The organism is Pseudomonas sp. WC1 (assembly GCF_050586565.1).
Taxonomy (GTDB): Bacteria; Pseudomonadota; Gammaproteobacteria; order Pseudomonadales; family Pseudomonadaceae; genus Aquipseudomonas.
This window is the reverse complement of record NZ_JBOBDQ010000053.1, coordinates 1-15,296: the sequence shown is the minus strand read 5'-3', so window position 1 is coordinate 15,296 and position 15,296 is coordinate 1. Positions and strand designations below refer to the sequence as shown.

Genomic DNA, 15,296 nt, shown 5'->3' with positions numbered 1-15,296 from the left:
CAAGATCACGTGGCGTAGAACACGAGAACATGGGCCGGGGTCATCCCCCGCCAGAGAAATGCAAATCAGGTTTTTAGGAGCGCTGTAATGCCTGAGATCTACCATTTCCTACAACAACTGGTTAACGGATTGACCATCGGCAGTACCTACGCGCTGATCGCCATCGGTTACACGATGGTGTACGGCATCATCGGCATGATCAACTTCGCCCACGGCGAGGTGTACATGATCGGTTCCTACGTGGCCTTCATCGCCCTCGCCGGACTGGCCATGATGGGTATCCACTCGTTGCCGATCCTGATGACCGTGGCCTTCGTCGCCACGATCTTCGTCACCAGTGCCTACGGCTACAGCATCGAACGGGTCGCCTACCGGCCGCTGCGCAACAGCAACCGGCTGATCCCGCTGATCTCCGCCATCGGCATGTCGATCTTCCTGCAGAACACCGTCCTGCTCTCGCAGGACTCGAAAGACAAGTCCATCCCCAACCTGATCCCCGGCAGCTTCTCGTTCGGCCCGGGGGGCGCAGAGGAAGTGCTGGTCTCGTACATGCAGATCCTGGTGTTCGTGGTAACTCTCGTCGCCATGACCTGCCTCACCCTGTTCATCTCCCGTTCCCGCCTGGGGCGCGCCTGCCGCGCCTGCGCCGAGGACATCAAGATGGCCAACCTGCTGGGCATCAACACCAACAACATCATTGCCCTGACCTTCGTCATCGGTGCCGCGCTGGCGGCGGTGGCGGCCGTGCTGCTGAGCATGCAGTACGGGGTGATCAACCCCAACGCCGGTTTCCTGGTGGGCCTGAAGGCCTTCACCGCAGCGGTACTGGGCGGCATCGGCAGCATCCCGGGCGCCATGCTCGGCGGGCTGGTGCTGGGCGTGGCCGAAGCGTTCGGCGCCGACATCTTCGGCGACCAGTACAAGGACGTGGTGGCATTCGGTCTTTTGGTTCTTGTCCTGCTGTTCCGGCCGACCGGCATCCTGGGCCGCCCGGAGGTTGAAAAAGTATGAACAGAAATCTCAAACAGGCGTTCTTCAGCGCCTTGCTGGTCTGGGCCGTGGCCTTCCCGGTGCTGGGCCTGAAACTCAGCATCGATGGCATCAGCCTGGTGGTGCATAGCCAGGGTTCGTTCACCATCGGCATCATCGCCGCGTGCTCGGTGCTGATGTTCCTGCGCGTGCTGTTCGACAAGCAGTGGAGCTCGGTGATGGGCCGCCGCTCCGACCGCAAACTGGTACCGTCGTCGGTGAGTAACTTCCTGACCCTGCCGAAAACCCAGCGCTGGGTGATCATGGGCCTGATCGTCGTCGCCCTGATCTGGCCGTTCTTCGGCTCCCGCGGCGCGGTCGACATCGCCACGCTGATCCTGATCTACGTGTTGCTGGGCCTGGGCCTGAACATCGTGGTCGGCCTGGCGGGCCTGCTCGACCTGGGTTACGTCGGCTTCTATGCCGTCGGCGCCTACAGCTACGCCATGCTCTCCCACTACCTGGGCTGGAGCTTCTGGGTCTGCCTGCCGATCGCCGGCCTGATGGCCGCCACCTTCGGCTTCCTGCTCGGCTTCCCGGTGCTGCGCCTGCGCGGTGACTACCTGGCGATCGTGACCTTGGGCTTTGGCGAGATCATCCGCCTGTTCCTGCGTAACCTCACCGACTGGACCGGCGGCCCCAACGGCATCAGCAACATCCCCAAGCCGGAGTTCTTCGGCTTGACCTTCGAACGCCGCGCCGCTGAGGGGATGCAGACCTTCCACGAGTTCTTCGGGCTGGAATACAACTCGATCAACAAGGTCATCTTCCTCTACCTGGTCGCCCTGCTGCTGGCCCTGCTGGCGCTGTTCGTGATCAACCGCCTGCTGCGCATGCCGATCGGCCGTGCCTGGGAAGCGCTGCGTGAAGACGAGATCGCCTGCCGCGCGCTGGGCCTGAACCCCACCGTGATCAAGCTCTCGGCGTTCACCCTGGGTGCCTGCTTCGCCGGTTTCGCCGGCAGCTTCTTCGCCGCCCGCCAGGGCCTGGTGACACCAGAGTCGTTCACCTTCATCGAGTCGGCGATCATCCTCGCCATCGTCGTGCTGGGGGGCATGGGTTCGCAGCTGGGCGTGATTCTCGCGGCCATCGTGATGATCCTGCTGCCGGAGATGATGCGTGAGTTCAGCGAATACCGGATGCTGATGTTCGGTGCGCTGATGGTGTTGATGATGATCTGGCGTCCGCAGGGCCTGCTGCCCATGCAACGTCCGCACATGGAGCTGCCGCGATGAGCCGCGAAATTCTGCAAGTCAGCGGCCTGAGCATGCGCTTCGGCGGCTTGTTGGCGGTCAACGGCGTGGGCCTGACCGTCAAGGAAAAACAGGTGGTGGCACTGATCGGCCCGAACGGCGCCGGCAAGACCACCGTGTTCAACTGCCTCACCGGCTTCTACAAGCCCAGCGGCGGCACCATCCTGCTCGACGGCCAGCCGATCCAGGGCCTGGCCGGCCATCAGATCGCCCGCAAGGGCGTGGTGCGAACCTTCCAGAACGTGCGCCTGTTCAAGGAAATGACCGCGCTGGAAAACCTGCTGATCGCCCAGCACCGTCACCTGAACACCAACTTCTTCGCCGGCCTGTTCAAGACCCCGAGCTTCCGCCGCAGCGAAAAAGAGGCCATGGAGCGCGCGCAGTATTGGCTGGAGAAGGTCAACCTGACCGAGTTCGCCAACCGTACCGCCGGCACCCTGGCCTACGGCCAGCAACGGCGCCTGGAAATCGCCCGCTGCATGATGACCCAACCGCGGATCATCATGCTCGACGAACCGGCCGCCGGCCTGAACCCCAAGGAGACCGAGGACCTCAAGGCCCTCATCGCCTACCTACGCGAATCGCACAACGTGACCGTGCTGCTGATCGAGCACGACATGAAGCTGGTGATGAGCATTTCCGACCACATCGTGGTGATCAACCAGGGCACGCCCCTGGCCGACGGTACGCCGGAAGAGATCCGCGGCAACCCTGATGTGATCAAGGCCTACCTGGGGGAGGCGTAAATGCTGAAGTTCGAGAACGTTTCCACCTTCTACGGCAAGATCCAGGCGCTGCACAGCGTCAACGTCGAGATCAACCAGGGCGAGATCGTCACCCTGATCGGCGCCAACGGCGCCGGCAAGTCCACCTTGCTGATGACCCTGTGCGGCTCGCCCCAGGCGAGCAGCGGTAGCATCAAGTACCTGGGTGAGGAACTGGTCGGCCAGCCGTCCTCGCACATCATGCGCAAGAGCATCGCGGTGGTGCCGGAAGGCCGCCGTGTGTTCGCCCGCCTGACCGTCGAGGAAAACCTGGCCATGGGTGGCTTCTTCACCAACAAGGGCGACTACCAGGAGCAGTTGGACAAGGTCCTGCAGTTGTTCCCGCGCCTGAAGGAGCGTTACACCCAACGTGGCGGCACCATGTCCGGTGGCGAGCAGCAGATGCTGGCCATCGGCCGGGCACTGATGAGCAAGCCCAAGCTGCTGTTGCTGGACGAACCATCGCTGGGCCTTGCGCCGATCATCATCCAGCAGATCTTCGACATCATCGAACAGCTGCGCCGCGATGGCGTGACCGTGTTCCTGGTGGAGCAGAACGCCAACCAGGCACTGAAGGTCGCCGATCGGGCGTATGTGCTGGAGAACGGCAAGGTGGTGATGCAGGGTACCGGTGAAGCATTGCTGACCGACCCGAAGGTACGCGATGCGTACCTCGGGGGTTGAATGATCAAAGGGCCTTCAGGCCCTTTTTTCTTGCGCCGCGATGAGGCCGTGCCTCTTGTAGAGGCCCGGCAGGCTCGGTAACGTGACCGGCACTTTTTGCCCGAACACCGGAGCCCGCCTGATGCGCCTCACCCCTTCCCTGCTGCTCACTGCCCTGCTGCCGCTGTTCGCAGGCTGCCAGATGCTGGCCGAAAAACCGGTCGACCCGAACCTGGGCACTACCCGCCTGCAAGGCGAACTGAGCGCGGCCGGCGGCCATCTGCTGTTCAAACCCTGTAACGAAAGCCGCCGCTTCATCGTCAACGACGCTGCTGGCACCGGCATCCTGCAAGAGGCCGCCACCCTGGCCGACGACGCCGGTGACAAGCTGTTCGCCGATGTCCGTGCGCGCATGGCCGGCAGCAAGCAGGCAGGCAGCGACGGCCAGCTCGACGTGACCCGCCTGTACCGCCTCGACACCTCCGAATACCGTGGCTGCGAAGACCCCAACTTCAAGCAGTTGACCCTCCGCGCCGGCGGCCACGAGCCGGACTGGGACATCAAGGCCAGCGGCAAGGGCATGGTGCTCAACCGCATCGGCCAGGAGCCGTTGCCACTGCCTTACCTGGAAGAAGCGCTGCCCGGCGGCGGCCTGAGCCTGTCCAGCGAGGCCAACGGCCAGCGTGTCGAACTGTGGGTCGCGCCACAGCGCTGCGTCGACGGCGCCACCGGCGCCATCCGCCACCTCAAGGCCGAGCTGCGCATCGACGGCAAGACCCTGCAAGGCTGCGCCTACTACGGCGGCGCCCGCGACCTCTGATCACCGGGTGCTTTTATCCTGCCAGTCGGGGCGGCTAACAGCTTATACTTGGCGGTTTGTGTAAAGCCGCCGGCCGCCCATGGCCGGGATACTGGACCCTGCCATGCTACGAATCACCGAACTGAAGCTGCCCCTGGACCACTCCGACGACGAGTTGCGCGCCGCCATCGTCCAGCGCCTGGGCATCAGCGATGAGCAACTGCTCGGCTTCACCCTGTTCAAGCGCAGCTACGATGCGCGCAAGAAGAACAGCGAGCTGCTGTTCATCTACACCATCGACCTTGAAACCAGCAACGAAGACGAACTGCTGCGCCGCTTCGAAGGCGACGCCAAGATCGGCGTGGCCCCGGACGTCAGCTACAAGTTCGTCGGCCAGGCCCCGGCCGAGCTGCCTGCACGCCCGGTCGTGGTCGGCTTCGGCCCCTGCGGCATCTTCGCCGGGCTGCTGCTGGCGCAGATGGGCTTCAAGCCGATCGTGCTCGAGCGCGGTAAAGAGGTGCGCCAGCGTACCAAGGACACCTGGGGCCTGTGGCGCAAGAGCGTGCTCAACCCCGAATCCAACGTACAGTTCGGCGAAGGCGGCGCCGGCACCTTCTCCGACGGCAAGCTGTACAGCCAGATCAAGGACCCGAACCACCACGGCCGCAAGGTGCTGGAAGAGTTCGTCAAGGCCGGTGCACCCGACGAGATCCTCTACATCAACAAGCCGCATATCGGTACCTTCCGCCTGACCAGCATGGTCGAGAAGATGCGCGAGGAAATCATCACCCTGGGCGGTGAGGTGCGCTTCGAGCAGAAGGTCACCGACCTGCTGGTGGATGGCGAGCAGCTCACGGGCGTGGTGCTGCAGAGCGGTGAACAGCTGCATTCGCGCCATGTGGTGCTGGCCCTGGGGCACAGCGCCCGCGACACCTTCCGCATGCTCCACGCCAAGGGTGTGTTCATGGAGGCCAAGCCGTTCTCGGTCGGTTTCCGCATCGAGCACCCGCAGTCGCTGATCGACAAGGCGCGCCTGGGCAAGTACGCCGGCCACCCGAAACTCGGCGCCGCCGACTACAAGCTGGTGCACCACGCCAAGAACGGCCGCTCGGTATACAGCTTCTGCATGTGCCCGGGCGGTACCGTGGTCGCCGCCACCAGCGAACCTGGCCGCGTGGTCACCAATGGCATGAGCCAATACTCGCGCAATGAACGTAACGCCAACTCCGGCATCGTCGTCGGTATCGACCCCGAGCGCGACTATCCAGGTGGCCCGCTGGCCGGTATCGAGCTGCAGGAGCGCCTGGAAGCCCATGCCTACGTGATGGGCGGCAGCAACTACCAGGCACCGGCGCAGCTGGTTGGTGACTTCGTCGCCGGGCGCCCATCCACCGCGCTGGGCAGCGTCGAGCCCTCCTACAAACCGGGCGTGACCCTGGGCGACCTGGCACCGAGCCTGCCAGACTTCGCCATCGAGGCGATCCGTGAAGCGCTGCCGGCCTTCGACCGCCAGATCAAGGGCTACAACCTGCACGACGCGGTGCTGACCGGCATCGAAACCCGCACCTCATCGCCGCTGCGCATCACCCGTGACGCCAGCTTCCAGAGCCTCAACCTCAAGGGCCTGTTCCCGGCAGGTGAAGGCGCAGGCTACGCGGGCGGCATCCTGTCCGCCGGCGTCGACGGGATTCGAATCGCCGAAGCGGTGGCACGGGATATCCTCGGGTTGAACGACTAGCCCGATCGTCTTTCGCAGACAAAAAGAAACCCCGACACGGCCAAGCCGGTCGGGGTTTTCTTTTCAAGCGTGCTGTCAGTGAGTGACGCGGCTGGTGCCGTCGACAGTCATGATGCGTACACGCTCACCCACACGGAAGATCTCGTTCTGCTGCACTTGCTGCACGTAGGCACGCATGCTGCCGTCGTCTTCACGCACGGTGATTTCGACACCCTGGGTACGGGTCAGGCCTTCTTCAGCGGCGGAGCCCGCCAGGCCACCGGCCACGGCACCGATGACTGCGGCAACGATACTGCCACGGCCACCACCGACGGCACTGCCGGCGACACCACCGACAATGGCGCCAGCACCACCACCGATTGGCGTCTTGGTGCCTTCGATCTTCACCGGGCGCAGGGATTCGATGGTACCCATGCGCACGGTCTGCACGCGGCGGGCCTCATCACGGGAGTAGCTGTCGCCGGTCAGCGACGATTGGCAGCCGCCCAGCAGCAGCGACACGGTGGTGAAGCTGGCCAGCAGCAAAGCGGATTTACGCATGGGACAATCTCCATAAGACAGGTGTCCATTAGACTCCGCGCCTTGACAAGTGTCACGGCGCAAACGTTATAAAATTGTTTTCATTCAGCTCAGGTACAGCCGTTGCTGGCTGAATTGCGGGCCTACAGATGAGACCAAGGATAGCCATGGATTACTTCATCGTCGTCGTCGTGACGGTCGCCGGGCTGTATTTTCACGGGTGGCTGTATGTGCGCATGCGCCGTTGGATGGACCGGGACCTGGCGCTGTCGCTGGCCGGGGAGGATCCGGCGAAGCAGGTCTTAATGCTCAAGTTGCTGGAGCGGGCGCGGGTGGAGAAGGTGCGGCGCAAGGAGTTGGCGGCGTGGCTGGAGCGGGAAGCGACGGGGTCTCGTTGATGATGGGGCCGCGTCGCGGCCCCATTCTTGTCAGGGCGCCAGACGCTCGCGCGCCCACTGGCCATCGACCAGGCGGTAGTTCAGGCGGTCATGCAAGCGGCTCGCACGCCCCTGCCAGAACTCGATGCGCTCGGGCAGCAAGCGGTAACCGCCCCAATGCTCCGGGCAATGCGGCTGGCTGTCGGAAAAGCGCGCCTCGGTGGCCTTGACCAGGCCTTCCAGCTCCTCTCGATCGGCAATCACCCGGCTCTGCGGCGACGCCCAGGCCCCCAGCCGGCTGCCCAGCGGGCGCACCTGGTAGTAGTCGTCCGACTCCTTGGCCGTGACCTTCTCCACCCGTCCCTCGATCCGCACCTGGCGCTCCAGCGCCGGCCAGAAGAAGGTCATCGCCGCATAAGGGTTGGCCGCAATGTGCTGGCCCTTGGCACTTTCATAGTTGGTGAAAAAGGTAAAACCGCGTGCGTCCAGCGCCTTGAGCAGCAACACCCGGCAATGCGGACGCCCCTCGGCATCAACGGTGGCCAGGGTCATGGCATTGGCTTCCACCGGTAGCTGCTCGGTCTTCACCGCATCGGCGAACCAGTGGTGGAACAGCGCGAACGGCTCCCCGGGAGCCTGGGCTTCGGCCAGGCCATCACGGGTGTAGTCGCGGCGCATATCGGCCAGGGATTGGGTCATGCTGCGTTTCCTTGACGATCAGTTGGTCTTCGCAGGGCTGTTGGCGGCGACTTTCTTGTCGGTGGCGGCCTTCTTCGCGGCTGGCTTGGCCGGAGCGGCTTTCTTCTTGGCGACGGTGCTGGCCTTGGCTGGCGCCTTGGCTTTGGTGGCAGGCTTTTTCGCAGCCGGCTTGGCGGCGGCCTTGACGACAGGCTTGGCGGCCGGGGCCTTGGCGTCCTGGGTGGCAACCATCGCCGCCGGAGCCGGCGACGGGGCAGCCTGCTGGTACTTGGCCAGCAGCGCGACCATGGTGTTCTGCGGGGTCAGCAGCAGCTCGACTCGGCGGTTCAAGGCACGGCCTTCAGCGCTGTCGTTGGCGGCACGCGGCATCACCGCGCCCATACCCTTGAGCATCAGGCGGTCGCGCTGCAGGCCGCTGAGACGGAAGATCGCCGACACCGAAGCGGCGCGCTCGAGGCTGAGTTTCTGGTTGGCGGCCATGGCGCCGCTGGTGTCGGCGTGGCCGAGGATCAGCACAGCGGTCTTGGTATCGGTCTCGATGACCTTGGCAACCTGGGTGATCGGGCCAAGGGTCGCGGGCAGCAGCATGTTCGGGCGATCAGGGTTGTAGGAGCTGTCGACCGGGATGGTCACCGCCAGCAAATCCTCGCGGCGCTCCAGCTCGAACTTGCTGCCCTTGATCGCTTCGCGGACCTTCGGCTCGTACTGGTCAAGCCAGGCCTGCGTGGCCTTATGGTCGATCTTCGGCACCGCCGCGACCTTGTCCTTCTTCTCATCGCTGCCAAACGGCCACCACCAGCGGCTGCCGCTTTCGGACTTGGCGTCGGCCTTGGCCACGTTCTCGACGACAGCCTCCTTCACTTCCTTGTCAGCGACCTTGTCCGAATCAAATGGCCACCAGTTCAGGCCACCGTCCTTTGCGGCGTCCGGGGAGTGGCTGGCACAACCGGTCATGGCCAGGCACAGGGCGAGTGCTAAGGTTTTATGTGAAGACATCAGCGATACACCATGAAATAGAAAGAAATTTTGCCCATACGCTTCAGGCGTTGGCATTGAGGATAGTCAAAGGGACGTGGCAATACCCGCGTTACCCGATCAAAGGCAACTGCCAAGCACCCGCACCAGATTCTGTGCGCGGGGGTCCATCAGCACGTAAGGGCCGAGGGTATTGGTGACGAAGCCGAAGGCCACGTCATGTTCGGGGTCGGCGAAACCGACAGAGCCGCCGGCGCCGGGGTGACCGAAGGCACGCGCGCCAAGGCCGAAGGTGGCGTTGGCCACGTCTGGCTGGTCAAGCATGCAACCCAGGCCGAAACGGGTCTGGGTGAGCAGGGTGCGGTCCTGGCCGAGGCTGTGCTCGCGGGTCAGCTCGTCGAGCAGTTCGGACTCAAGCAGGCTGCCATCGAGCAGGCCGGCATAGAAGCCCGCCAGGCTGCGGGCATTGCCATGGCCATTGGCCGCCGGCTGCTGCATGCGCCGCCATTCAGGCTTGTTGGTGCTGGTGAGGATCGCCGGCGGGTTGGTGAAGGCCCGAGTGGACAAGGCCTCGGGCTCGCGCATCGTCACCTGCAGCAGGCGCTGGGCGGCGGCATCGCCAGGGTTGCCCTTGCCGCGGGCGATATGCGCCACGCGGTGGAATTCTTCATCCGCCAGGCCGACGTGGAAGTCCAGGCCCAGCGGCTTGGCGGTGCGGGCGACGATGGAGTCGCCCGGACCACGGCCATCGGCACGGCGGATCAATTCGCCAATCAGCCAGCCGTAGGTGATCGCCGCGTACCCGTGCTCGCTGCCGGGCGTCCACCAGGGCGTTTCAGCGGCGAGGGCATCGACCATGGCCTGCCAGTCATACAGGGCTTCGGCCGGCAGCAGCTCGCGGATGGCCGGCAGGCCGGCACGGTGGCTGAGCAGTTGGCGCAGGGTGACCTGGTCCTTGCCGGCCTGGGCGAACTCCGGCCAGTAGCGCGCCACCGGAGCGTCGAGTGCGAGCTTGCCCTCGCCCACCAGTTGCAAGGCGGTGACGGCGGTAAAGGTCTTGGTGCAGGAGAACAGGTTGGCGATGGTGTCGCTGTGCCAGGCCTCGCGGCCATCCTTGTCGGCACTGCCGGCCCACAGATCGACCACGGTTTCTCCGCCGACCTGGATGCACAACGCGGCACCACGTTCCTGGGGATCTTCGAACAACGCGGCGAAAGCGTCGCGCACCGCCTCGAACTTCAGCTCATAGTGACCCTGGATCTGCACCCGACTACCTCTCTTTACTGCCTGGCTTGCAAAGGGGTGCATTGTTTCAGTAGTTGGGCGATTTGCCTACTTAAGATGGCTGGGTGGTTATCAGGAACTACGGCTTGTCCAACGCTGTGCGCAAATGCCCAAGAGCTTGAAGGTTGCTGCGGCGCACCGCCTCGATGAACCCCGCATAGGGCACATCGGTGACAGCGACCAGGCCAAGATGGCCGTTCTCACCATCGAGCAGGCGCCCGCTGGCGGGTTGATCGAGATACTGGAACCAGTGCGCACCGACGATCATCGGCTGGGCCATGGCCGCCTTGAGGAAGTTGGCATACGCCGGGCCACGGTCTTCCTCGCGGGCCACTTCCAGCGGCCCGGGCCAGAATGGGCCACGATCGCGCGAGCCGAACTGGAACTCCGAGACCAGCACCGGCTTGTCGAGCTCGGCCAACCGCGCAAAGTCGTAGCCGTCATCAGGCTTCAAGGTATAGAAGTTGAAGCTCAGCACATCGCAGAACTCGGCGCAGGCCTTCACTGCCTCGGGGGTGCTGAGCGCGTAGCGGCCACCCAGCAGCAAGTGGTTGGGCGCATGCCACTTCAGCGCATCGGAAATGGTCTTGAAGTAGGTTTCGGCAAACACCTGCTGGAAATACTGGTAGTCACGCTCGATTTCCGGATGCTCAGGGTTGGGCAACGGCGCCTCGAAACCCGGGTCTTCCATCAGCTCCCAAGCGGTCAGCTCAATACCCCAGGCCTTCGACAGCCCCTGCTGGTTGCGGTACTTGTCGCGCAGTTGCTTGAGGAAAGCGCGCTTGGCCGGCACATCAGTGGTCAGCCGCAAGGTGCCATAGGCAAGGCCATAGCGAGCCTTGGGGTCGTCCCCCGGCGCGGCCCAGGCCAGTTCGTTGTCAGCGAAGTAACCGATCAGCCAGGGATCATCACGGTGATCCCGGGCAGCAATGGCCACGGCACGCTCGGTGGCCATGGCGAAACGCGGGTCGAACGGGTCGGGCATGCGCCCCCACCAGTCCATGCCGGTGCTGATGCTGGCGTAGTCACCGACGATCGACAGCGGCAAGGTGTACGGCAGCCGCTTGGCTTGCCCGAGCGCCGCATCGCTCCAGTTGCCAAGGGTGTTGAAGCCCCAGGCCTGCAGGCGATCCAGAGTATGGGCCTGCCAGCGCTGGGCATCCAGCACCGCCACCGGGCACGCCACCTCTCCCTGCGGGCAAGGCTTGCCATAGGTGCGCTGAAGATTGGCCGCGTAGAAGTCGAACCAGCGTCCCTGCTTGAAACCACGGCCTTGGGACGACGCATTGCCGTCATCGTTGTTGCCTTCGCCATAGAAGGCACTCAGGGTGTCGCCTTCTCCCGGCAAGGCTTTGAACATGCCCTCACGGCCGGCGACATAGGTGCGCCCGCCATCAGCGGCAACGGCATTGACGCCGAGCGAATAGAACGGATGCCCTTCCGGCGTCACCAGGTACCAGCGTCCGTCGCGTTTCTCGGTACGGAAAAAACCCTTGGCTTCGAACGCAGGTCCCTCCAGCAGGCCGCCATAGGTGTCCAGTTTTAGCTTGTCGCGCTCGGCCAGCCAGCCCTTGAGCTGTGCCTGTTCACGGCTGTCGGCAGCCTTGAGCTGCTCGTCGTTGACGATTTTTTCCGGCCAGCGGCCACGGGTCGATTGCCCATAACCATCGATCAGCTCGGCGTAGGCGGCCTTGAACGCCTGATCGTCATCCTGCAGGCCGACCTTCTCGATCAACAGGCTCTGCGCCACCTTGGGGCCGGGGATGCTCAAGCTGACCGAAGTGACCTGCGCCAGGTCAGCTCCTCCTTCGCTGCTAGTCAGCAACAGGCGCTGGCCTTCGTAGGTCCAAGGCATCGGCGGCCCGGCGCGCATGCCCTGGCTCAGTGGTGAACGGGCCTTGAGCGGAATCATCACGGTCTGCGCAGGCCCGGCCGGCAGGTCGATGCGGCTGGTGAGCGTGCGTCCGTCGCTGCTTTGCACCACCACATCAACGGTCAGCGCCCAATCCATGCCGCTCTGCAGGCGCAGGGTCAGCGCCTGGCCGGCAGACCAGTCCCACGCCCCGCTCTGCGGCGCGAGCCGCAGTGTCGGCTGCGCCACCGGGTTGAACACCACTCGCCGCAGCACCTCGCCTTCGACTGTCTGTTCCGCGTTGTACTGCGGCAGGCTGGTGTCCTGGGTGATGACATTCACCACCGAGGCCGGGCGCACGAAGCTGAACAGAGTCTGCTGCCCGGCCAGCAAAGGTGCACTGAACAACACGGAGAACACGACAGGCAAGGCGCGGCGGATCATGGGGCGGTGGCTCTCCTTCGGAGCCCGTCATGGGCTCGCAATCGAGTAATGGACAACGGGTTGTGCGTGTTGCTCCGGCAGTCAGCCGATTTCCCGTCGGAAAGGTGGCAGCGCGTTGAGAATAGCCTTGCCATAGCGTTGCGTGACCAGACGGCGGTCAAGCAAGGTAATCACACCACGGTCCTGCTCGGTACGCAGCAGCCGGCCGCAGGCCTGGATGAGGCGCAGCGAGGCGTCGGGCACGGCAATCTCCATGAACGGATTGCCGCCACGGGCTTCGATCCATTCGGCCAGCGCGGCCTCGACCGGATCGTCCGGCACCGCGAAGGGGATCTTGGCGATCACCACATGCTCGCAATAGGCGCCCGGCAGGTCGACACCCTCGGCGAAGCTGGCCAGGCCGAACAACACGCTGTGCTGGCCGTCGTCGACCCGCGCCTTGTGCTTGTTCAGGGTTTCCTGCTTGGACAGATTGCCCTGGATCAGCACCAGCTTGCGCCAGTCGCGGTCCAGGCCGTCGAACACGTCCTGCATCTGTTTGCGCGAGGAGAACAACACCAGCGCGCCGCGGGCGTCCTCGACGATGGCTGGCAGCTCGCGAATGATCGCCGCGGTGTGCGCCGTGGCGTCGCGCGGATCGGCACCCAGGTCGGGCACCCGCAGCAGCCCGGCGTCACCATGCACGAACGGGCTGGGCACCACGCACTGCACCGCGTCGCGTGGCAGGCCCGAACGCATGCGGAAGCGGTCGAACTTGCCCAGCGCAGTGAGCGTCGCCGAAGTCACCAGGGCGCCATAGGCGACGTTCCACAGGCTCTTGCGCAGCATCTCGGCAGCCAGGATGGGGCTGGCGTTGACCTCGATATCGAACAGCGCGCCGCTTTCGGCCAGGGTCAGCCAACGGGCCATGGGCGGGTTGTCTTCGGGGTCTTCCGCGGTAAAGGCGGTCCACAGCTCCCAATTGCCCTGGGCACGGGTCACCAGGCTGCCGAACAGCGGGTACCACTCCTCGGCCTGATGGCTGGCGATACCGATGTTGTTCTCGCCGTCCATGCCTTCCTTGAGCAGGTCGGCCAGGCGGGTGAACAGGTCGTTGAGGCGAGCGAAGCCTTTCTTGAGCTCGATGCCCACTTCGCGGATCTGCTCCGGCACCACGCCGCCCTCGAAGCGATAGCGCGGGCGGTCGCGGCCTTCCATGTCCTCGCCGGCGCGGAAGTCCGCCACCTGCTCACAGAGGGTGAACATAAATTGCTGCTGGGTACGCACCTCGCGGGCCAGCTCCGGCACCTGCTCGATGTACTTGCCGAGGTCGCCCGGCAATGGATGCTGGGCCAGCAGTTTGGTCAGGTTCTTGGCGGTCTGCTCCAGCCAGTCGGCGGTGGAGCGCAGCCGCGAGTAGTGGGCGAAATGGCCGATGGCCTTGTCCGGCAGGTGGTGGCCTTCGTCGAACACGTACATTGTATCGCGCGGGTCGGGCAGCACGGCGCCACCGCCAAGTGCCAGGTCGGCCAGGACCATGTCGTGGTTGGTGACGATCACATCGACCTTGCCCATGCCTTCACGGGCCTTGTAGAACACGCACTGCTGGAAGTTGGGGCAGTGCCGACCGGTGCATTGACTGTGATCGGTGGTCAGGCGCGCCCAATCCTGGTCCTCGATGGCCTCCGACCAGCTGTCGCGATCGCCGTCCCAGCGGTTGCCGGCGAGCTTCTCGATCATGCTGTTGAACAGCTTCTGGCTGCGCTCGTCGACCTCGATGCGAAAGCCCTCCTCCTCGAACAGCTGAGCGGTGGCCGACTGGGCGTGGCCTTCCTGCAACAGGACGTCCAGTTTGGACAGGCACAGGTAACGGCCACGGCCCTTGGCCAGGGCGAAGCTGAAGTTCAGCCCGCTGTTGCGCATCAGGTCGGGCAGGTCCTTGAAGACGATCTGCTCCTGCAGCGCCACGGTCGCGGTGGCGATCACCAGGCGCTTGCCGGCGGCCTTGGCGGCGGGGATCGCGGCCAGGCTGTAGGCGACGGTCTTGCCGGTACCGGTACCGGCCTCGACGGCAACCACCGCGGGCTCGCCGGCACGGCGGCCTTCATCATCGCTGGCGATGTCGCCGAGCACCTTGGCCACTTCGGCGATCATCAGGCGCTGGCCGTAACGCGGCTTGAGGCTTTTGGCTTCGAGGAAACGCGAGTAGGCGCCCTGGATGGTGGCTTTGAGTTCGTTGCTGATCATGGTCTGCAGGCGCCCGGAGGGCTGGATATATTTTCAGTGTTTCGCATGGGCCGGCTATCATACCCCGCTATTGCCCTTTGTGCCGCATGGAGATCCCGATGCTTGCCTTTGCCCTGCCCTACACCTTGCATGTCCTGGCTGCCCTCGTCTGGGTCGGCGGGATGTTCTTCGCCTGGCTGGTGCTGCGGCCGGCCACGGTTGCAGCGCTGGAAGGGCCTGCGCGGCTGCGTTTGTGGGTGGAGGTTTTCCAGCGGTTCTTCAGATGGGTCTGGCTGGCGGTGGCGGTGTTGGCTGTCAGCGGGGTTGGCATGATCCACCTGCGGTTTGCCGGGTTCGAGACCGCGCCTCGTTATGTGCAGGTGATGATTGGCGGGGGGATTGTCATGTTTGCGTTGTTCATGCGGGTTCAGGGGTTGTTGTTGCCTGAGTTGCGTGCGGCGGTGGAGGCAGGGGATTGGGCTTCGGGGGCTGGGGTGCTGGGGCGGATTCGGCGGTTGGTTGGGGTTAATTTGTTGATTGGCGTTGTGGTGGTGGGGGTGGCGAGTTCGCGGGTTTTGGTTTGAGGGGTTCGGCTTCGGCTTCGGCTCGATAGATTGTTTTGGTATTTGCAAGCACATTCGTAGACGATGTCGACATTTCGTCACCTTTCCGCCTTTACGGCGGCCGACTTTTGT

Annotated in this window: 14 protein-coding genes; 8 read left to right on the top strand and 6 right to left on the bottom strand. The window is 64.3% G+C overall.

Annotated elements, in window-relative coordinates:
• Window positions 1–87 precede the first annotated feature (87 nt).
• From livH to ACQ4OD_RS20695, 6 genes are all read left to right on the top strand, one after another.
• Window positions 88–1,011, top strand: coding sequence for a high-affinity branched-chain amino acid ABC transporter permease LivH (gene livH, locus ACQ4OD_RS20720; RefSeq protein ID WP_028692119.1), 924 nt, complete (start codon window positions 88–90; stop codon window positions 1,009–1,011).
• Window positions 1,008–2,264: a high-affinity branched-chain amino acid ABC transporter permease LivM gene (locus ACQ4OD_RS20715; RefSeq protein WP_102684683.1), complete on the top strand. Its 1,257-nt coding sequence runs from the start codon at window positions 1,008–1,010 to the stop codon at window positions 2,262–2,264. The genes livH and ACQ4OD_RS20715 overlap by 4 nt, the downstream gene beginning before the upstream one ends.
• Entirely contained in the window at window positions 2,261–3,028 is a 768-nt protein-coding gene (gene livG / locus ACQ4OD_RS20710; RefSeq protein WP_084856089.1) for a high-affinity branched-chain amino acid ABC transporter ATP-binding protein LivG, read from the top strand. The genes ACQ4OD_RS20715 and livG overlap by 4 nt, the downstream gene beginning before the upstream one ends.
• Window positions 3,029–3,730: an ABC transporter ATP-binding protein gene (locus ACQ4OD_RS20705; RefSeq protein ID WP_430944852.1), complete on the top strand. Its 702-nt coding sequence runs from the start codon at window positions 3,029–3,031 to the stop codon at window positions 3,728–3,730.
• 121 nt (window positions 3,731–3,851) lie between these two features.
• Window positions 3,852–4,529, top strand: coding sequence for a COG3650 family protein (locus ACQ4OD_RS20700; protein WP_046854484.1), 678 nt, complete (start codon window positions 3,852–3,854; stop codon window positions 4,527–4,529).
• Between the two features lie 103 nt (window positions 4,530–4,632).
• A complete protein-coding gene (locus ACQ4OD_RS20695) occupies window positions 4,633–6,246 on the top strand; it encodes an NAD(P)/FAD-dependent oxidoreductase (RefSeq protein ID WP_139669332.1) in 1,614 nt (537 codons plus the stop codon).
• Between the two features lie 75 nt (window positions 6,247–6,321).
• On the opposite strand, the gene ACQ4OD_RS20690 is transcribed toward ACQ4OD_RS20695, so the two are convergent.
• A complete protein-coding gene (locus ACQ4OD_RS20690; protein WP_023632818.1) occupies window positions 6,322–6,786 on the bottom strand; it encodes a glycine zipper 2TM domain-containing protein in 465 nt (154 codons plus the stop codon).
• A gap of 146 nt (window positions 6,787–6,932) precedes the next feature.
• Between ACQ4OD_RS20690 and ACQ4OD_RS20685 the strand changes: the two genes are divergently transcribed.
• Window positions 6,933–7,163 carry a hypothetical protein gene (locus ACQ4OD_RS20685; protein WP_139669330.1) on the top strand — a complete coding sequence of 77 codons (231 nt, stop codon included), beginning with the start codon at window positions 6,933–6,935 and terminating at the stop codon, window positions 7,161–7,163.
• A gap of 30 nt (window positions 7,164–7,193) precedes the next feature.
• On the opposite strand, the gene pdxH is transcribed toward ACQ4OD_RS20685, so the two are convergent.
• The 5 genes from pdxH to dinG form a co-directional block, all read right to left on the bottom strand.
• Window positions 7,194–7,841, bottom strand: a complete 648-nt coding sequence (gene pdxH, locus ACQ4OD_RS20680) for a pyridoxamine 5'-phosphate oxidase (RefSeq protein ID WP_110704384.1) — start codon at window positions 7,839–7,841, stop codon at window positions 7,194–7,196.
• Window positions 7,842–7,859: 18 nt separating this feature from the next.
• A complete protein-coding gene (locus tag ACQ4OD_RS20675) occupies window positions 7,860–8,837 on the bottom strand; it encodes an OmpA family protein (RefSeq protein ID WP_430944851.1) in 978 nt (325 codons plus the stop codon).
• Window positions 8,838–8,936: 99 nt separating this feature from the next.
• On the bottom strand, window positions 8,937–10,082 hold the full coding sequence (locus ACQ4OD_RS20670) for a serine hydrolase domain-containing protein (RefSeq protein WP_139669326.1): 1,146 nt from the start codon (window positions 10,080–10,082) through the stop codon (window positions 8,937–8,939).
• Between the two features lie 97 nt (window positions 10,083–10,179).
• The gene (locus tag ACQ4OD_RS20665; protein WP_430944850.1) at window positions 10,180–12,396 is read right to left on the bottom strand and encodes a beta-galactosidase; all 2,217 of its coding nucleotides are present in this window, start codon (window positions 12,394–12,396) and stop codon (window positions 10,180–10,182) included.
• A gap of 81 nt (window positions 12,397–12,477) precedes the next feature.
• Complete coding sequence (dinG, locus tag ACQ4OD_RS20660; protein ID WP_046854477.1) at window positions 12,478–14,622, bottom strand: ATP-dependent DNA helicase DinG; 2,145 nt, start codon at window positions 14,620–14,622, stop codon at window positions 12,478–12,480.
• Between the two features lie 98 nt (window positions 14,623–14,720).
• Between dinG and ACQ4OD_RS20655 the strand changes: the two genes are divergently transcribed.
• Window positions 14,721–15,185 carry a CopD family protein gene (locus ACQ4OD_RS20655; RefSeq protein ID WP_139669320.1) on the top strand — a complete coding sequence of 155 codons (465 nt, stop codon included), beginning with the start codon at window positions 14,721–14,723 and terminating at the stop codon, window positions 15,183–15,185.
• The last annotated feature ends 111 nt before the right edge of the window (window positions 15,186–15,296 follow it).